The sequence below is a fragment of the Halomonas sp. IOP_14 genome (assembly GCF_021021315.1).
Classification (GTDB): domain Bacteria; phylum Pseudomonadota; class Gammaproteobacteria; order Pseudomonadales; family Halomonadaceae; genus Vreelandella; species Vreelandella titanicae.
Map to the genome: position 1 here is coordinate 241,439 of NZ_JAINWD010000004.1, position 19,156 is coordinate 260,594.

Below are 19,156 nucleotides of genomic sequence, written 5' to 3' on the forward strand. Positions count from 1 at the left end.
CCAAGGTCATTTAGAGTATGTCGGTGTCAGGTCAACCCAAGCAGCGCTTCAGCCAGCTTAACGTCGTCATAACGTTGGGTATCAGCATTCTCCGGCGCAAGATCTAGATCAATGATTTGAATACCCATTTCATCGCGTAGCGTCTCAATCTGATCAGCCGAAACACTCAGAAGCTGCGAATCAAACAGTAAAAAATCGATTGAAGACCGCTTAGACGATAGGGATTCGAGTGTGCCAGACAAATGCTCATTGAGCACTTGAACCTGATCCACCAACGTCATGCCAAGCGTTTCAAGATCAGTTCCCAGGCTTGGCACATACACTTTGGGTGACGGATTTTTAGCCAATGCCTTATCAACCCCCTTGGGCAGCAGGTTGGCAATGACACTGCTATAAAAACTACCCGGCGGGAAAACCAACAGCTCAGCCGAATCAATGAGCTTACGGGTCTCTTTACACACTTTGGAAGCATCCAAGGTATCGATATCGTCCGCCTCGCCTGATAATTTTATCGCTCTGATAGGCGAATCGATTTGAGCCGTCTCTTTGCCGGTAAAGCAGTGTTGGCCAATAATCGTTCGACCGTTCTCTAACAATACCTCCAGTTGAAGGTTGGCATCCGTCGTTGTCCGAACGGTGCCGCGGGTCTTGATCAGTTGACCAAAGAGAAAGGCAATCGGATCCAGAGAGCGATCATGAATCAGATAACCGCCGGTCAAGATCAGGTTCCCCACACTGGCACCAGCGAGGTTAAAATCTTTGGGCATATGTTTGTAGAATGCGGCGATATAGCTCTGGATCAGCGACCGCATGGGCTCAGCAATTGCCTTGAGCAGCGGATGCTTAGCACTGACAAGGGCCTGCAGACTTTGCTCAAGTGCTGTCTTTGCCGTCGCGTCTTCCCCCTCCCTTGCCGATAGCCGATGTGAAAAAAGCGCAGCCACCTCTGGGTGCCCGGTGACAGAATCATCAGCCAGAGCAAGCAGGCGTGCCCTTAGGTCGCCCACCGCAGGCATCGCGAAGGCCCGGCGTAACTCTGCCGAGCTGCCTCCTGAATCAAAAGGGGTAACCAGATGAATGGAGTTATGGGTATAGTCCGTCAACACCTCAGAAAAATGTCTTAGTGCCGTGCCGCCACTAAAGAAGAGTATTTTCGGCCCTAACTCGGGGGCTTTTCGGTATCTGGCCAGACGCAGATCCAACCCCTTGCCAATCTCACGGGGCAGGCACATTCGGGTACCGATAAAACGTCTTTTTTTCATACAACTCTTTGAACTGTAAGAAACATGTAACGTAAACGATGGCACTGTTACTTATACTGTTGACTCTCAGAAGCAGTAACCACCTAAGCGCACGTTATCTTGGTGAGGCAGCGTATCAATACGTCGATTTTGGAGCATTTCTATTTTCTACGATTCGAAGTTGAAAATCACTTCGAGTTAGTTGAAGTTTATGTGACTCAGCCAAGTGAATCCGTTTCTCGGCGCCTGATCAATCGCAAAGGCTATAGGAACACGCTGGTGGAGAAAGTTGAGCTCGCCGTCGCCATGGATGTGCAGCGACGCAAAGTCGATGGGCAGGGTTTTCAGCAATCCAAATCCCTTGAGCGCTTAGCCCGACTACTTGACCAGTTAGGCCAATCCTGCCTTGAATTCACCGCCATCAAGGCCCTAAAGCAGCTTCCCGATAAATCGCGAAAAGAGTACGCCAAGCTCATTCGATTGGTGGGTAAATCATTGAAGCTGGTGATCATTAATATCGATGATGCAAACACTCGCCAAGGCCTGAAAATTGGACGCCGAATTCCCAAAATAACCGCCCGCTTAACCATTGCTTTTGAGCAGGACGCTTCAGGCATGCGTAACAGCGCCGTGGTGGATTTTCAGCTTAACCGTATGATCCATCTGCTTTCGGAGCTTGCCGACGCCCTACTCGCCGCCAACTTCGGCCCTGCCGTACGCTTGCAAAACTACAAGCAACTGAAAAATGCCGCCCACGCGATGACCGCCCAGAATGACGACTTTACCGTTGAGCGGCTTGCGCTTACCCGCAGCGGCAGCACCATTGCCACACTGAGAGCCGAGCACGCCACCTCTGGCAAGATGATGGCAGTCTACAAAGAGGGTGAAAGCCAGAAAGTCATTGAAGAACTTTACGGGGTAGATCAATGGAAACGGGTCTATCCTAAGGTGGCTCCAACGGTTCTCTCGCACCATGTCGAGCAGGGGGATGAACTGGGTTCAATGGTGATCGAACACCTCCCCGGTCGAACGCTTGAGTCACTACTGTTAAACGACCAGTGGAAATCCGCCAAGCAACTTGCCCACACACTCCAACGGACGTTGAGAAAGATCTGGAAGACATCACGTACCAACGAGCCGGCTCAGCCCGAGTATATGCAGCAGTTGCGTAAACGCATGCCCGAAACCCGTCACACGCACCCGACACTGTTTCATACACACCAAACCATTTGCGGACTGCCCCGCCCCAGTTTTGATGAGTTGATCGATCGCGTAGAGCCCCTAGAGCGTCAGCTTAGGGCGCCATTTTCCGTGCTGATCCACGGCGACTTTAACGTCGACAACCTCATCTATGACGAACTCAAAAATCGCATCTACTTTATCGACCTACATCGCGCCTCCTATTCTGATTATGTTCAGGATTTATCCGTTCTGATGGCGTCAATTTATCGGCTGCCCATTATGGATGCGGCCCCTAGAGCCGAACTAATGGGATTGATCAGACAGCTCTATCAGTTTGCGCGCCGGTTCGCCAAAGAGAATAACGATGTAAGCTTTGATGCGCGGCTAGCCATCGCGCTGGGGCGCTCCTTTGCCACCTCTACGCGCTTTATCTACGACAAACGTTTTGCCAACCGACTCGCCCTTAGAGCGAGCTACCTGCTAGAGGCCATAACACTTCTAACCCCTGAGAAAATAGAGAAGTACAGGCTTCCCCTAGAGGATATTTTTAGTGATTAATAAGCGAATTGCGGTCATTGGGATACCTGGCAAATGGTCAACCGAAGTATTGGCGAATCATTTGGAACAGCGCACCGGCTACCGCTGCGTTATCGATATGGCTGACGTAGTGCTGGAACTTGAAACCGGCGAGTTACGTTATCGGGACACCTTGCTCAACACGCTTGACGGGGTGATCATCAAAAAAATAAGCGAAACCTACTCCCCTGCCGCCGACGACCGACTGCGCATGCTCAAAACCCTTGAAGCGGACGGGGTGCGCTGTTTCAGCTCGCCAAGCCAGGTGGGGCGCCTGATTAATCGTCTTGAGGGCACCGCCGCCCTGGCATCCGGCGGTATCCCGCTGCCCGCGACCCGAGTAACCGAGAGCACTGATGCAGCGCTGGAGGCTATCCAAACGTTCGGGAAGTTGATCCTAAAACCGCTCTACTCAACCAAAGCCCGCGGCATGGTGGTGTTAAAAGCGGCAGATGGTGTTAAAGCCAACACCCAAATACTGAATAAATTTAAGGCTAAGCATGGCCTTTTTTACCTTCAGAAATTCGTCAACCTGGGCGGTCAAGATCTAGGCATGGTATTTCTAGGCGGCAAGTACCTGTGCACCTATGCCCGTGTCGGCGATGACAAATCGTGGAATACAACGATACACAGCGGGGGCAAATATCGAACCTTTGATGCAAGCCCTGAGCTGATTGAACTTGGCCTAAAAGCCCAGTCATGCTTCGATCTAAGCTTTACCACTGTAGACATTGCATTGACCGATGAAGGGCCCGTGGTCTTTGAGGTCTCGGCCTTCGGTGGATTTAGCGGCGCGAAAAAAGGCTGTGGTATCGATGCTGCTGAGAAGCTGTGTGATTATGTGCTTAGCCAGCTTGAGGCCGAGACAGCAGAGACAGAGACAGCAGAGGCAGGTGAATGATCAACCTTTTTGATAATCAGCAAATCAACGGGGCTAAGGCCGCCTGTACCTATGCGTTACCGCTGACGTTCAATGGTTTAACAATTCGCGTGCTGGCCGACCACCCAGCCATTCTTGACCATCTTGAGGTTTACTATGCTGGTTTAACGGCGTCTGGTTTGCTCCCGAAAGAAGTCCATACCCTTGACCAGCCAGAACTACCGGTATGGCTGTTGGATCAGCAAGCGGATACCAGCGGCCGCGAGTGGACAGCGGTAACACGGGCCAAAACCAGCGCTCTGGGGCTGAAAGAGGCCTACGTGGATACTCCTCAAGGGCGCTGGATTCATAAAGTACGCACGGGGATGGCGCTGTTCCAATCGTTAACGGCGCCAGCTGCGATTGGCGAGTTAAACAAGCACTCATCGCAAGTCATCAACTTTATTAACAACCAGTTCCTCAATCATCATCAACGCGATGGTTACCTGCTCGGCCACGCCTCGGCCTTTGATATCGATGGCAACGTCACGGCCATTGCCGCCAGCTCCGGTGGTGGTAAATCGACGCTAATGCTGAAAGCGCTGGAAACCGCAACGGCGCGCTTTCTCTCCAATGACCGGATTCTGTTTAAGCCCGAAAACGGCTGGGTAAGCGTTCTCGGTGTCGCCAAACATCCTCGCGTTAACCCGGGCACGCTGATCCATTCTGAGCGATTAATCGACATACTGCCTACTGAAGAGCGCGACCGATTTACCGACATGCCCAAAAGCCAGCTATGGGATATTGAGCAGAAGTACGATGTGTTGATTCCTAACGCCTATGGCGAGGGTAAAACCGCTCTCTCCGGCACGCTCAAACACCTAATACTGCTGGACTGGGCATTAGACGCTACCGCCCCGACAGCCCTGAGTAGCGTGGATATCACCCAAACACCTGAGGCGCTTGAGGGCTTGCGCAAAAGCCCAGGGCCATTTTTTCAGCACGTGGATGGCCACTTTCCCACCGAGCAAGCCCAATCTGCCAAGATCTATGCCGAACATCTAGCGAGCGTTGAAGTGCTGCGCCTCACCGGTACCATCGATTTTGAGCGTGCCATTGCGCTACTCCAAGCCAAAGGCATTCTCTGATGGTGGCACTGGCGCTGATTCGGCACGGTGAATATTCTCAACTGGCGGATACACCCAGCGCCCTGCAGCCCTACCCGCTCACGGAAAAGGGTGCGGAAGACGTTCGAGAGCAGGCGCGTCGGTTCGGCGCGTGGCTAGCCACTTCAGGCTATCAGCTCAATGCGGAGATACACTGCTCGACGCTGCTAAGAGCCTGGCAAACGGCTGAAATCTTCCGCGAAGAGCTAACGCCGCTGTTTGCGGAGCCACCCCGTTCGCGCAGCTTTTCGGCCCTTTGTGAACGCAGCGTTGGGGCGTTGGCCAATCTGAGCATTCAGGAAATAGAACGGATCGTCACCTTCGACCCTCGCCTTGAGCCCTTACCTAAGGGCTGGAAATCAGCCAGCGATTTCAGACTGCCCTTCGACGGCGCGGAATCGCTGTTGGAAGCAGGCGAACGGGTCGCTGCACATTTACAAGCACTTTTAGATATACCGCCGCGACTTGAGGGGGCTAAACGACTACAGCTGGTAGTGGGCCACGGCGCCTCTATTCGCCACGCCAGCTATCATTTAAATGTCATACCCTTCAGCGATATTAAACGGTTAAGTATGTTTCATGGTCATCCGGTCGTTTTCGAGCGGCATAACCAAGGCTGGCACCGACTGTACGGAAACTGGAAACAGCGCCAGCCAGCAGACCCACTCGATTAAACGATAGCGATGAATAAGATGGCTTCTATGACCGCGTTCAATGTTATTCCAAAGGTAAGCAAACAACCGTATCACAACGCCATCTTGACGCGCCTTCCGACAGAGTGGGCGCCCTGGCCCGATGATGCGACTTCGGTCAATCACGATGAGGCACTCAGCACCTTTGTTAAGCGCTCGCGAAAAAAGGGCTTCGCCTGGCCCAAAAAGCCAGTGGCATTCATCTCAGACCCCCATGCGGATGCCGAGGCATTTGAAGCCTCGCTAATTGCTGCAGGCGTCATCGAACGCGAAGGCTCCCACCTATGTGAATATACACTGACGAAATTCGGCAAAAAAGCCGAAATCGTGGTGGGCGGAGACTGCCTGGACAAAGGCCCCAGCAATCTGATGATGCTGCGCAGCCTGGCCCATTTATACCGCCTCAAAGCAGATATCACTCTGCTGGCCGGTAACCATGATCTCCGCTTGCTGATGGGGCTGCTATCGTTGGAACGCGACACTGACGCCGGTAGCCAACATCTCTTTGTGCGCATGGGCAAGAAGGTCATACCGCTGTTTAAAGAGGTATTCGATCAATACCTGGCCGATACCCAGTGGGACAAAGGATTACCGTCCAAGCAGGCGTGCCGACAGGCGCTGTTTCCAGGCAACGACTGGTTCGAAAACTTCCCCTTCTATGCCGCCGGGTTTCTCACCCCCGAGGGTATAGAGCGTGAAATCAGCAAGATGACCACCAAGGCGCAGAGCTTCGAGGCGCACTGTGCAAAAAACGGCCTGTCGCTCACCCAAGTCTACGCCGCGGCGATGAAGTGTCGTTCGCTATTTCTTAACAAATCGGGGGAATTTAGCTGGTTTTTCCGACGCATGCAGTTGGTTAAAAAGCGCGGTTCCTTTCTGTTTCTGCATGCCGGCCTCGATGATCATATGGCCGAACTGCTGGCCAAGTACGGCGTAAAACATGTCAATCGGGCTTTCAAAAAAAACCTAATGCACCAAAACCTGTTCAGTTTTTATTATGGCTCTTTGGCCAATACCTTTAGAACCAAATACCGTAAAGCCGATCTCCCCCTTACACCGCGAGGCGCCTACGTTGCCCGGCGGGCAGGCATTCAGGTGCTGGTTCACGGCCATATCAACCAACACTTTGGCCAGCGGGTCACGCTCAAAAACGGGCTTATCCATATCGAAGCCGATATCACCCTGGACGCTCACTCGCGTAAAAATGAGGGGCTCGATGGTTACGGTGTAGGGGTAACGTTAATCGACAAAAACCGTGGGGTGATCGGCCTTAGCTGCGATTACCCTCAGGCAAAAGTGTTCAAGCCCGGCCGCAAAGGAAAACTGGTGGAGCCCGCTAAATGAAGTCAAAAACGAAATTCAGTCACGATTCCCTGCTGGATCGTCAGTCAACCCAAGAGTTACTGATTACCCTGGCAAATGCGATCAACAAAGGCGAGTTAGCCTTCCAGGAAAGTGAAGGTGAGCTGGTACTTTCCCCCCAGCAGTTGCTGCAAGTCTCCCTGCGCGCCAGTGATGAAGGCGATAAACAGGAGGTAGAAGTAAAGATTAAATGGCGCACCAAAGAGAAAGAGCTTTCCGACACTCCTCCCAAAATTAAAACAAAAGCGGGTAAACGCTAGGAGTTAGGCTCCACCAGACACCCTGTGCCCCCCACGATGAATGTGGGAGTATCATGCCCATGTACGCGCTTGAGCCCTTTAGGCTCACGGAAGAAAAGTTATGGGAGAAAGGCTATGGGAGCGGGGAAATGGACGTCACACATTTAGAGCACGTCGTTATCGCTTTGATCATTCAGCTCTCACTATTGCCCTTTGTTTCTGCTTACGTGGCCGGTGTTATCCCGGTGGCGATACTGCTTGGCCGCGAGATTGCTCAGCACGAATACAGGCTAGGCATCCAACGAGGTTGGGAATGGGGCGAAACGCTACCGGTCGGTATGTTTGAGGGCGTCTGGCGTGGATGGACGTTAGACTCAGTGCTTGATGTTTTGCTGCCAGCACTGGCGTGCGGGCTGCTAGCGGTTATGATTGGCTTTAAGAAAAGGCATACAACCAAAAACAGCTAGGCCCTTGGCACCCAGTGGCTGGCCTGGGTGGCATCAAAGGTGTCAGCTAGTCATTATCGAGATGCTCGGTACGATATAACTTCCACTCATTTTCAACCCGGCCATCAGGCAAGCGGCAATAGCGGCCAGTGCCTAGGCTACTTTCGCGAATTTCATTCTCCCCGCCGACGCTTCTGCAGTATTCTGCCGCGTATTGGGTCATCTGATTTTGAGAATGAGGGTCTCCCCCGCCCGTGGCACAGCCGCCGAGCATCAGTAACGCTACAATTGGGCAGTAGCGGTATATAGATCCTGTAAGCATTGGAACCTCTCTCCCTGAGCATACAGTTCAGCGTCACTTTGATTCTGGTGAGTAACCGCGGACACATCAAGCAGGATGTTACTGGGCAAGAGATATGATGATTCCATAGAGCGTTTGCTGATATGGAAAATGGTAGCTAGGCTGTAGCTAGTCATCTTCGATGTACAAGCATTGTCTATGGCTATTTTCAGCATTGAATTCATAAGGCCAGTATCTATTTTATAAGGCCAGGATCGTATTCATAAGGAGAGTGACGCTATGTCCAGCCCGGAACATAAGCAGAAGATCTGGAAGATGATCACAGATATCAAAGTCGGCATGCTGGTGACGTTGGATAACGACACCCCACGCGCCCGGCCAATGCACTTGGTGCAAGATGAGTACGACGGCACCCTGTGGTTCTTCACCCGCCGCAGTGCCGAAAAGGTATTTGAAACAAAAAGCGACCACGATGTGTGCCTTAGCTTCTCCGACCAAGAAGATGGCGTCTACGTTTCACTATCGGGTAAAGCCAACCTGACAGATAACCGCGAACTGATCGAAAAATACTGGAACCCTTTCGTCGCCGCCTGGTTCCCCGAAGGTAAAGATGACCCAGACGTCGCCCTGCTAGAAATTAAAGTGCAGATGGGGGAGCACTGGAAAGCCAAAGAGAGCAAAACATTCCAGCTCTACGAAATCGCCAAAGCCAACCTCAAAAAGGACGCCACGCCGAACCTTGGCGAGAATGAAAAGTTCGGTGGGTAACTTCCTTCCCAAGCGCCCCGCTGCCGGGGCGCTTTACGGTCTGACCGTTATCATGCTGCTTATGGGTTCATTCAGCTTATGGGCCAATGATCAAACCCAGGGTGATAATGCTCCCCCACAGGGCGAATGCGAACTGAACGATCAGCAGCAGGCAATGCTGTCTCAAATCAACGAGGCGCGCAGCCAAGCGCGACAATGCGGCGACCAGCAGTTTGAGGCCGTAGAGTCGTTAGCATGGAGTTGCAAGCTGGAAGCAGCGGCCAAAAGCCACTCCCAGGACATGGCCGAGAATGACTACTTTAGCCATACCGGCCCGGAAGGCGCAGGTATTGAGCAGCGTGTGGGTAACCAGGATTACGTGTGGCAGGCCGTGGGTGAGAATATCGCCGCTGGCCACACCTCCGTTTCCGCCGTGGTGGAAGGCTGGCTAGACAGCCCCGGCCACTGCCGCAACATCATGAATGACGCCTTTACCGAAATGGGCATGGCAAAAGCCGAGGATTCAGAATCGCGCTACTCAACCTACTGGACACAAACGCTAGGCAACCCGCGCTAAGCGCCCACGAGTCAATTACTGCCCGCCTCCTAACTCACCGTAGTGGACAGCCGTAATCGCGTTTTTAGGCGAACCATCGACCAGCTTGGTGCTATAGGTCAGGTACACAAAGGTCTGAGTTTCGGCGTCATGCATGCGCACGACGCGCATATTCTTGAAAAGCGCCGAGCGGCGTTGACTAAAAATCACCTCTTGCTCCTCTACTTCCGCAGGGTCGAAGACAATCTCTCCTGTCTGCCGACACGCCACGCTCGCCTCACTGGCCTCTTCAGCAAGCCCCACCGCACCAGAGATCCCACCAATCTGGGAATAAGAGAGGTAGCAGGAGATTCCCTGAACGTCTGGGTCATCGAAGCGCTCCACTTCAATGGTGTTGTTCGGGCCCAGCAGCTTGAACTCGGTACGTACGCTGCCAATATGAGCATCCTGAGCAAATAGCGTGGGCGGCAATAGCGCCAACATAGCAATGAGCGACTTGAGAGCAACGCGTTTTGGGAAAAGCATGGGAACTTCCTTGGCAATGGTCAGCCGCGTGAGGGGCAAGCGAAGAGCATACCTGATGCGTGCAGTTGTTGGAGAAGAATCGGAAAAAAGGAGGCGTAGAACGGGGGTAAAAGTAAAGCGGTTGAGGCGAATGGCGTCCTGGCAGGAGTCTAAAAAAGCCATATAACAACATGATTTTAAAAAAATAAATATAAATACGAAAAATACATTATGCCACTAAGTATACCAGCACCCCGCCTGAACTACGCGAACAGCATGTTATTGTATAACATCATGTTTGTGACGCATATGTACCGCTTGCCACCAGGAGCGGTCTTTAAGCCTGCATTTGCGGCTGATTTGGAGCAGAGCCGAAAACCAGCCAGACAACATACGCTTGCTAGCTGCTAAGCTAACTGGGAAGTAGAAAAAATAATTTGTTCTGCCACAAAGCGAATTAATGGAACTTCTTTAACTAGCTTTTGATCATCTCTAAACGGGGTATATTTAGTCTTTTCTGATTCTTTTCTATGAACGATGGCATTTCGAGTCTTATATATTCTACTAGCTAAATGTTTGAAGCATAGCTCTCTTTCATCAGACTCAAGATTTACTGTTACGCCACCAGCAAATGAAACTGCATTAGTTTTATAGTGCTCTAACAGACTTTCATCGTAGCTTTTAATTTTATCTACAAGTTCATCCACATTAACAAATTTAATGAGTGACAACCTAAGTCCTTCTTGCTCATTAAATGTCATGCTTTCATCGCGCATTTTAATAGATTTACCAATATCTTTGATTAGGGAAGAAATATCTTTCTTTCTTTTATATGAAAACTCAGGATGTGTAATTGTGTCTTTCACTTTATCTATCAACTCATCGTTGAATACAGACTCGAAAAAGTGCTCCGCAATGTGATAGTAGGAAAGATACTCAAGCATTGGATTTTTAGTACCAACGGCCAATTGATAATAATGAACCAAATCTGGCAGATAATATCTCCTAGGTGGATCTAACTCTTCCAAATTAAATCTGCGACTTCGAGTAATTCTATTTGACCTGAGAAGCTCTTCAAAATCTCTCTGCGGAACAAGTGCTGAGTCAGTATTATAAGTAAAATTAAACAAAAAAGCTAAGCTAAAACGCTCAAAATCCTGATTTGATTTTTCTACACTTGACTTTAAGTGAAGTGTGAGCCTTCCTCCGATGACTCTCTTGATTAGATCGAGTACACATAGATTTTCTTCAGCCCAATGCTCGTACATCCTTCTAAGCGCCATTGGTTTTGATAGCTCTCTTACTTCACCAGTGAGAGACGCCTTATGGATAAGGTAAAGACAAAATACCGTTGAAGGCCTAATTAAGCGGTAACTAAGATTGTTTTCTATATCTTCAACCTCAACTACACAGTCATTGTCTCTAGGTCTAAAACGAAAGAAAGGCCCTTCTTCTCTTACAAGCACTTCGTACTCCGAGCCATTAGAGATCACCGTTTCGGAAACCTCAGTGTAGTTTCGTAGCTCATTTAATGTGTCTTCAAGCTTAATTTTACTAAGATTAAATGAGCATTCATCATCATGCTTGAATACATATAAATAGTGATTATCTTGCTCAGATAAATCACATCTAAGTATCTCGCCAATCCATTCGGCAAATTTTTTATCATCAACACTGATGTTCATCTACTATTTCTCTTATAAGACTCACTCAAGATAACACCTAAATCAGGTACGCCGAGTAGTCACTTGGATTCTGGCTCGACTTCTTTTCGCTTGATATCTGAGCCAATATTCTGGGCATCTCTTACAAGCTCACTCCGTGTTCCCGTTATCTTTGCTTTATCAAACTCAAGGTGATTTAAAAGGTGTTTATGCCTGATGTTATGTTCAGAGAATATCTGACTCCAAGGCTTAATGAAAATACTAAAGTTACCAGCCTTCATTACTAAACCTTTTTCAGCATGTGACTTTGAGTTTTCAAGCGAAGCATCTATCATAGTACGTGCTAATGAATCATCAGTTATCTTTCGACCAGCCAGTATAAAATCCCATTTATGTAGACCATCATTAAATTGATGGTTTGAATTTATCACCTTAAAATACTTTTGTATCTGATCTAAATGTTTATCTTTCAAAGTATCAGATGGTCTCTTTAGCTCAACAACCAAGCACCGATAGAATTCATTACCTTTCTCATCGACATCAAAGTTTCTTCTAATAGCGAAAACGTCCATTTCTTTGTTTTTATCTGAATGAGTAACTGACCCTTTTTGGTAATATTTTTCGTTGCCATTTATAGCAAGCAACTCTCTTAGAGCTTGTTCGAAATCGGGCTCCTCCGCTGTAAGAAGGTGGTATTTTTCTCCGAATAACCATAAATTATTTTCAACAACAGTTTGTATTTCACCTACTTCCTTAGTAGTTTTGCTGTGCTCTTCGTTTAATTCATTAATAATATCAATAACCTTCTTTCTAGAGCGAATTTCACTTATAGCATTGGTTATATTTCCTAGACTTGTTTCCTTAAGAATATCAGCAAGTTTTCTTTGCTCTTCATGATCCAGAGAAACCACACCATTTAAGACGTCAAAGAGGTCGTCATTGGGACTTACAGTAAGCTTATCAAGTAGTTTTATAATAATGCGTTTTTGGGTCTTGTTAAGATGTGAGGAAAACAATGATGGTTCTGCACCGTATAGAACTCTAATTGTATTCTTGAGTGATTCGTCCTTCCATCTTTTTAAAGGAATTGAATCATTCTTGTACTCTGGGAAAATCCCTTCAGACTCGTACTGTTCGATAAGCTTATCTGCCGCTTCATTTCTAAAAGCGGCATACAAATCTTTCAAAAGAGAAAAAGCTTTTTCTTTTATCTCTCTCAATATCTCTTTTTCGTTGTTATCGAGAGTAGAAAGCAAATCATCAGGCTTGTCATTAAAACCATTAAAAAAATCTGAAGCTACATACGCACTAGAATAAAAGCCAGCCTTTAAGTTTTGCTTGGAATGCTCTTTTAATATTATTTTTTCGTTGGCATCTGAGAAATATATATATGAGTTCTCATTTGGTTTCTCATCCCAAATATAGACAGAAATATCAAAAACATATCCTCCTACATTTATAGACTCCGTGTGATGGATATGATTTAAAATAGGCACAACATTGCCATTTATGTAAATATTCTTTTTCTTACTTGATGCTATCAACCATGAAAACTCTTTACTTAAACTAGGCTGGATCCTATTTAATACAAAATCCTCACTTAAATTGTGCTCATAAACACCAATAAATTCAACATTAGTCCCCGTTTTTACAGGATTAAATATATCCCTTTTATGATTCACTTCATAATTATTCAAGAATTCTGAATCAATAACAATCGAACAAGAACTCTTTTCTGATACACTATCCCAGATTGCAGCCTTAGCAATTTTATGGAATGAAAATCTACCAAGACCTTTTTGTCCTTTAATTGTAGGAGATGAAACCCTTTTCTTTGGAGAGTCTTTAAACTTACCGAATGTTTCCTCATGTTCTTCAGGATCAATTCCTAGCCCGTCATCAGACACGCTTAGGCTTTCTAGTGTTCCAGTTTCGTTTGCTGAAAACTTAATATTCACTTCTGAAGCATTCGCATCGAATGAATTCCATATATATTCAGATAGAACTCTTTCCTGTTTAAATTTTTGGAATTCATTTTTAACTGATGCTGAACTGGTTTCTAAGCTTTCCATATCATAAATCCAATTAAATTATAATTTATCACAACATTAATGAAGAGAGTTATCAGTGATTATACAGCCTGCCTATGGCCTAAATGAACCTGATAAAGCGTTGTTGAACCAATATGCCGCTTCTACTGGCTGGTCTGTTCAGGATTGGTAGCTTCTGTATAGCTGGGATATAAAGGTACCTGAGCAGGAAGAACTACAAGCTTTTGTAATCAAAAAAAACATTCACCTTCGGCACCACCTACATTTGCTATGTGATTTGCAATACCTAGCCACAAGCAAATCTTTAGCTTCTATCCAATTATTTTTAGCAGTATTGCCCATTCCTTTTCGCCTATGCAACCGTTTTGCTGCAACTTTAGGCCATCCTGCGCCGGAAGGCTTCGGCTCTACAGGGTCTTGTCAGGAATGTCCTTTTTAGCTACCGGTCAGCCGATAGCACAGCTTTCGCTAATTGCTCCCCACCCTATCCAGTAAAGCTGCATAACCCCGCATGAATTCGCATAATTTTCATGCACCCATTTTTCACCAGCCAGCCCAACAGCGGCGCGGCTTGGCGGCCTAGGCAGGGGTGCATAAAAACCACTACATTTAGCGCGCGGGCGGGGCGGGGTGACGAGTGCGCGGCCTGGGTCGCGGCCGGTGTGTGGGTGGATGGTTGGCAACATCGCCGCATGAAGCCCCTTAGGCGCTCGCACAAGGCTGGCTCCCCTTCCGCCAACGCCCCGCACAAAGGCGGGGCGTTGGCCATACGCTGGCGTATGGTTAGGCAGCATTGTCGCCGCAATCGTAATACGGGCAGAGCCCTTCAACTGATTTAAAGCACCATGGCAGCAACCCAGCCAAACACAATCAACGGGATGTTGTAGTGCAGGAAGGTAGGCACAACGCTATCCCAGATATGGTCATGCTGCCCATCGGCGTTTAGGCCTGCGGTGGGGCCTAGGGTGGAGTCTGAAGCGGGTGAGCCTGCGTCGCCCAGGGCAGCGGCCGTGCCTACCAATGCCACTGTCGCCATAGGCGAAAAGCCAAAGCTCAGTGCCAGTGGCACATAGAGCGAAGCAATAATGGGAATGGTCGAAAACGAAGAGCCAATGCCCATGGTAATAAAGAGACCGACCAGCAGCATAATCAATGCGGCCAACCCTTTATTATCACCGATAAGCTCGGCAGAACTCGCCACTAGCCCTTCCACCTCGCCACTGGCTTGCATCACACTGGCAAAACCTGCCGCTGAAATCATGATAAAGCCGACCAGGGCCATCATGCGCATCCCCTCGGTAAAGATACCGTCCTGCTCATGCCAGCGGAAAACGCCACTCATGGAGAGCAAGGCAAACCCAAAGATGCCGCCAAGTACCATCGAGCCTGTCATCAGCTGCACGGTGACCGTACCTACCAGGGAAATAACCAACATGGCCTTTTGCCAACCGGCTAGAGAAAGCGCGGCCTCTTGGGGCGATTTATCACCATGGGCCAGCTCACGGTCTTGGTAGTCACGCCCCTTGCGATAACTCCAAAACACCGCCACCGCTAACCCTAATGCCATTCCCCCAATGGGAATTGCCATCGCCAGTGGCACCATTTGACGGGTCACTTCCAATCCCAGCGCCGCGCCGCTTTCGTTGAGGTTCGCGAGCAGTATGTCATTCAGGAATATCGCCCCAAAACCTACGGGCAATAACATATACGGCGCCGTGATACCGAAGGTAATCACACAAGCCACCAGTCGCCGGTCAAGCTTCAGATGATTCATCAGCTTTAGCAGCGGCGGCACCAGCACTGGAATAAAAGCGATATGGACAGGAATCAAGTTCTGCGAGCTGACTGCCGCGGCTAACAGCGCCGCCAGCAGTGTATAGGTGACCGTTCGGCGGCTACCCCCGGACTCGTCTAACTGGAAGCGTCCAATCGCCCGGCTGGCCAGCAGCTCGGTGATACCAGAACGGGATAAAGCAACGGCAAACGCCCCTAACACCGCATAAGAGAGCGCGATGGTGGCGCCATTACCCAGCCCCTCATTAAAGGCGTCAAGAATCTCACCAATAGGCATACCCGCATATAATCCACCTATCAGCGTGGCGACGATAAGAGCAAACACAACTGAAACGCGAGCAAGACTCAAGCCGACCATCACTAGGATAGCCAGAACGATAGCATTCATGAAAAACCTACTTTGTTGTTAGATGGTAATAATGCGTTCCCTATGGCCTAGCGCCACAGGGAACGCATGAAATGCCTTAAAACTGGCTTGGCAACGTATGCGGATGCGCCAGCGGGCTTAAGGTGCGCTCACGTATTAGTTCGCTAGCGGCTTCGATATCGGGCGCGAAGAAGCGATCCTGCTTGTAGTGACTAACGCGCGCACGTAGCAGTTGCCTGGCTTGCTCTAGCGGCTGGGTAGTGGTCAAGCCCTGGCGCATGTCCAACCCTTGGCACGCCCCTAACCATTCGATGGCTAAAATGCCGCACACATTCTCCGCCATTTCCCACAACCGCTTACCGGCAGCAGGCGCCATTGAGACATGGTCTTCCTGATTAGCCGAAGTAGGCAGGCTGTCGACACTATGGGGGTGCGCCAAGGCTTTATTTTCACTCGCCAGCGCCGCAGCGGTAACCTGGGCGATCATAAATCCAGAATTGACCCCGCCGTTCTCGACCAAAAATGGCGGTAGCTGCGACATGTGTTTGTCCATCATCAAGGAGACACGCCGCTCGGCAAGTGAACCAATCTCAGCGATGGCTAACGCCAGGTTGTCAGCGGCCATGGCTACCGGTTCAGCATGAAAATTACCGCCGGAGATAATGTCATCCTGCTCGGCAAATACCAGCGGGTTATCAGAGACCGCGTTGATTTCCGCCGCGAGTACCTCGGCTGTCTGACGAATCTGGGTTAATACCGCCCCCATCACCTGTGGCTGGCAGCGCAACGAGTAGGGATCCTGGACTTTATCGCAGTTAGCATGGGAGTCGCCGACGGCACTCTTTTCACCGAGTAGATGGCGGTAAGCGGCGGCCGCGTCAATTTGGCCGCGCTGGCCACGCACTTCATGAATCCGGGCGTCAAAGGGTGAACGTGAGCCCAAGGTGGCTTCTACGGTTAACGAACCGCACACCGTCGCCGCCGCAAACAGGTCTTCGGCGTCGAATAGCCCCCGCAGGGCATAGGCGGTCGAGACCTGCGTGCCATTAAGCAGCGCCAGGCCCTCTTTGGGTGCCAGCGTGATTGGCGCCAGGCCAGCGATTTCCAACGCCTTTTCGGCGGAAATCCACTCTCCTTTGTAGCGGGCTTTGCCCTCGCCCAGCAGCACAACGCTCATATGTGCCAGGGGCGCCAAATCACCGGATGCCCCCACCGATCCTTTAAGTGGAATATGTGGGTAAACCTCGGCATTGATCAGTGCCACCAGGGCATCCAATACCTCACGGCGGATGCCGGAGAAGCCTCTCGCCAGGCTGTTGACCTTAAGCACCATAATCAAACGCACCAGGGCGTCGTCTATCGCCCTTCCCACGCCAGTGGCATGAGAGAGCACCAGGGAGCTCTGTAACGATTCAAGGTCTTCGTTGGCAATGCGGGTCTGGGCCAATAAGCCGAACCCCGTATTAATGCCATAGACCGTGCGGTTTTCACTGACGACCCGGTTCACGCAATCGACGCTTCGCTGGATATCTGCATTGGCGCTTTCCGGTAACGTGACAGGCACATGCGCTTCGTGGATCTGGCGGGCCTGGGCAAGGGTCATTTTGCCGGGCTGAATTTCTAGATGTTTCATTTATTCGCCTTTAGAGACAGGAAGGTGGTCATCCCACCTTCTCAACTGTTGTATTTGTGCGGGCTTTACTGATTGAGCATCGGCAAATCAAGACCGTTTTCGCTGGCACACTGTTTAGCAATGTCATAGCCAGCATCGGCATGGCGCATCACACCAGTGCCTGGGTCGTTGCGCAGTACACGGCCTAAGCGGGCGTGGGCATCATCGCTGCCATCACACACAATCACCACGCCAGAATGCTGGGAATAGCCCATGCCTACCCCACCGCCATGGTGTAACGACACCCATGTGGCTCCACCGGCAGTGTTTAGCAGCGCATTAAGTAATGGCCAGTCCGAGACAGCATCTGAGCCATCCATCATCGCCTCTGTTTCACGGTTGGGGCTGGCAACGGAACCAGAATCGAGATGATCGCGACCAATCACGATTGGCGCTTTAAGCTCGCCACTCTTAACCATTTCGTTGAAGGCCTGCCCCAGGCGAGCACGATCTTTAAGCCCCACCCAGCAGATGCGTGCAGGCAACCCCTGGAAGCTAATGCGCTCACGCGCCATATCGAGCCAGTTATGCAGATGAGGATCGTCAGGAATAAGCTCTTTGACCTTTTGGTCGGTCTTATAAATATCCTCAGGATCCCCGGAGAGCGCTACCCAGCGGAACGGGCCGATGCCCTGGCAAAAGAGCGGACGGATATAAGCGGGCACAAAACCAGGAAAATCAAACGCGTTGGCAACCCCCTCTTCCATTGCCATCTGGCGAATGTTATTGCCGTAATCAAAGGTGGGTACGCCCATCTTCTGGAAGTCGAGCATCGCTTGCACGTGCACTGCCATCGATTGCTTGGCCGCCTTTACGGTGGTTTCAGGCTCACTCTTGCCGCGCGCCACGTACTCTTCCCATGTCCAGCCGGAAGGCAGGTAGCCGTGCAATGGGTCGTGGGCACTGGTTTGGTCAGTGACCATGTCAGGCTTGATGCCGCGTTTAATCAGCTCGGGCAGTACATCGGCGGCATTACCACATAAGCCGATAGAAATAGCCTTACCTTCGGCGGTATATCGCTCAATGCGCGCCAATGCATCATCAAGGTCCTCAGCCTGCTCATCCAGGTAGCGGGTACGCAAGCGGAAGTCGAGGCTCGCCTGCCGACACTCAATATTCAGCGAACAGGCACCGGCCAACGTAGCCGCCAACGGCTGAGCGCCGCCCATACCACCCAGCCCGGCGGTCAAAATCCAACGTCCCTTAAGCTCGCCGCCGTAGTGCTGCCGACCCGCCTCAACGAAGGTTTCATAGGTACCTTGCACAATGCCTTGGGAGCCGATATAGATCCAGGAACCAGCGGTCATCTGGCCGTACATCATCAAGCCTTTGCGATCCAGTTCGTTGAAGTGCTCCCAGTTAGCCCAGGCGGGTACCAAGTTGGAGTTAGCGATCAATACCCGGGGCGCATCCTTATGGGTTTCAAAAACGCCGACGGGTTTACCAGACTGCACTAGTAGCGTCTGGGTATCTTCCAAGCGCTGTAACGTTTCGACGATTTTGTCGTAGCACGCCCAGTCACGGGCAGCGCGGCCGATGCCGCCGTACACCACTAAATCCTCGGGGCTTTCGGCTACATCCGGATGAAGGTTGTTCATCAGCATGCGAAGCGGCGCTTCGGTCAGCCAGCTTTTGCAGCTGAGCTCGGTGCCGGTCGGCGCAATGATCTTACGTGAAGCATCGTGACGTTTATCGTTGGTTGGCATGGCGTCATTCCTTGTGTTTCTGTTCGTTATT

General features: G+C 50.2%; 17 protein-coding genes. 9 read left to right on the forward strand and 8 right to left on the reverse strand.

Features of this window, described 5'->3' with window-relative positions; translation table 11 throughout:
- Nucleotides 1-26: 26 nt before the first annotated feature.
- Nucleotides 27-1,262, reverse strand: coding sequence for a GAK system CofD-like protein (locus K7H09_RS05670; RefSeq protein WP_230804008.1), 1,236 nt, complete (start codon nt 1,260-1,262; stop codon nt 27-29).
- A gap of 258 nt (nt 1,263-1,520) precedes the next feature.
- On the opposite strand from K7H09_RS05670, the gene K7H09_RS24530 reads away from it, so the two are divergent.
- The 7 genes from K7H09_RS24530 to K7H09_RS05705 all read left to right on the forward strand — a co-directional run bounded on the left by K7H09_RS24530 (nt 1,521) and on the right by K7H09_RS05705 (nt 7,784).
- Nucleotides 1,521-2,981 carry an aminoglycoside phosphotransferase family protein gene (locus K7H09_RS24530; protein ID WP_230804011.1) on the forward strand — a complete coding sequence of 487 codons (1,461 nt, stop codon included), beginning with the start codon at nt 1,521-1,523 and terminating at the stop codon, nt 2,979-2,981.
- Nucleotides 2,974-3,900: a GAK system ATP-grasp enzyme gene (locus K7H09_RS05680; RefSeq protein WP_009287690.1), complete on the forward strand. Its 927-nt coding sequence runs from the start codon at nt 2,974-2,976 to the stop codon at nt 3,898-3,900. Before K7H09_RS24530 ends, K7H09_RS05680 begins: the two co-directional genes overlap by 8 nt.
- The gene (locus tag K7H09_RS05685) at nt 3,897-5,006 is read left to right on the forward strand and encodes an HprK-related kinase B (protein ID WP_035539121.1); all 1,110 of its coding nucleotides are present in this window, start codon (nt 3,897-3,899) and stop codon (nt 5,004-5,006) included. The genes K7H09_RS05680 and K7H09_RS05685 overlap by 4 nt, the downstream gene beginning before the upstream one ends.
- Nucleotides 5,006-5,698, forward strand: coding sequence for a histidine phosphatase family protein (locus tag K7H09_RS05690; RefSeq protein WP_230804023.1), 693 nt, complete (start codon nt 5,006-5,008; stop codon nt 5,696-5,698). Before K7H09_RS05685 ends, K7H09_RS05690 begins: the two co-directional genes overlap by 1 nt.
- Nucleotides 5,699-5,725: 27 nt before the next feature.
- Complete coding sequence (locus K7H09_RS05695) at nt 5,726-7,060, forward strand: metallophosphoesterase (protein ID WP_230804025.1); 1,335 nt, start codon at nt 5,726-5,728, stop codon at nt 7,058-7,060.
- Complete coding sequence (locus tag K7H09_RS05700; protein ID WP_022524071.1) at nt 7,057-7,338, forward strand: amphi-Trp domain-containing protein; 282 nt, start codon at nt 7,057-7,059, stop codon at nt 7,336-7,338. The genes K7H09_RS05695 and K7H09_RS05700 overlap by 4 nt, the downstream gene beginning before the upstream one ends.
- A 128-nt stretch (nt 7,339-7,466) precedes the next feature.
- The gene (locus K7H09_RS05705) at nt 7,467-7,784 is read left to right on the forward strand and encodes a hypothetical protein (protein ID WP_138800006.1); all 318 of its coding nucleotides are present in this window, start codon (nt 7,467-7,469) and stop codon (nt 7,782-7,784) included.
- A gap of 46 nt (nt 7,785-7,830) precedes the next feature.
- On the opposite strand, the gene K7H09_RS05710 is transcribed toward K7H09_RS05705, so the two are convergent.
- Nucleotides 7,831-8,085: a putative hemolysin gene (locus tag K7H09_RS05710; RefSeq protein ID WP_138800005.1), complete on the reverse strand. Its 255-nt coding sequence runs from the start codon at nt 8,083-8,085 to the stop codon at nt 7,831-7,833.
- A gap of 258 nt (nt 8,086-8,343) precedes the next feature.
- Here K7H09_RS05710 and K7H09_RS05715 point away from each other — a divergent pair, with 258 nt between their 5' ends.
- Together K7H09_RS05715 and K7H09_RS05720 are read left to right on the forward strand one after the other, a co-directional pair.
- The gene (locus K7H09_RS05715) at nt 8,344-8,832 is read left to right on the forward strand and encodes a pyridoxamine 5'-phosphate oxidase family protein (protein WP_230804028.1); all 489 of its coding nucleotides are present in this window, start codon (nt 8,344-8,346) and stop codon (nt 8,830-8,832) included.
- Nucleotides 8,813-9,388 (forward strand): CAP domain-containing protein, encoded by a 576-nt coding sequence (locus K7H09_RS05720; RefSeq protein WP_230804030.1) that lies wholly within the window; start codon nt 8,813-8,815, stop codon nt 9,386-9,388. The genes K7H09_RS05715 and K7H09_RS05720 overlap by 20 nt, the downstream gene beginning before the upstream one ends.
- Nucleotides 9,389-9,403: 15 nt before the next feature.
- Here the strand turns inward: K7H09_RS05720 and K7H09_RS05725 are convergent, their stop codons facing one another.
- The 6 genes from K7H09_RS05725 to hutU form a co-directional block, all read right to left on the reverse strand.
- Entirely contained in the window at nt 9,404-9,892 is a 489-nt protein-coding gene (locus K7H09_RS05725; RefSeq protein ID WP_230804031.1) for a CreA family protein, read from the reverse strand.
- 386 nt (nt 9,893-10,278) lie between these two features.
- Entirely contained in the window at nt 10,279-11,556 is a 1,278-nt protein-coding gene (locus K7H09_RS05730) for a hypothetical protein (RefSeq protein WP_230804033.1), read from the reverse strand.
- Between the two features lie 59 nt (nt 11,557-11,615).
- Nucleotides 11,616-13,607, reverse strand: coding sequence for an ATP-binding protein (locus K7H09_RS05735; protein ID WP_230804036.1), 1,992 nt, complete (start codon nt 13,605-13,607; stop codon nt 11,616-11,618).
- Between the two features lie 814 nt (nt 13,608-14,421).
- Nucleotides 14,422-15,768, reverse strand: a complete 1,347-nt coding sequence (locus tag K7H09_RS05740; RefSeq protein WP_230804039.1) for a Na+/H+ antiporter family protein — start codon at nt 15,766-15,768, stop codon at nt 14,422-14,424.
- Nucleotides 15,769-15,844: 76 nt separating this feature from the next.
- Nucleotides 15,845-17,380 carry a histidine ammonia-lyase gene (gene hutH, locus K7H09_RS05745; protein WP_027958996.1) on the reverse strand — a complete coding sequence of 512 codons (1,536 nt, stop codon included), beginning with the start codon at nt 17,378-17,380 and terminating at the stop codon, nt 15,845-15,847.
- Nucleotides 17,381-17,445: 65 nt separating this feature from the next.
- A complete protein-coding gene (hutU, locus tag K7H09_RS05750) occupies nt 17,446-19,125 on the reverse strand; it encodes a urocanate hydratase (RefSeq protein WP_230804049.1) in 1,680 nt (559 codons plus the stop codon).
- Nucleotides 19,126-19,156: the final 31 nt, after the last annotated feature.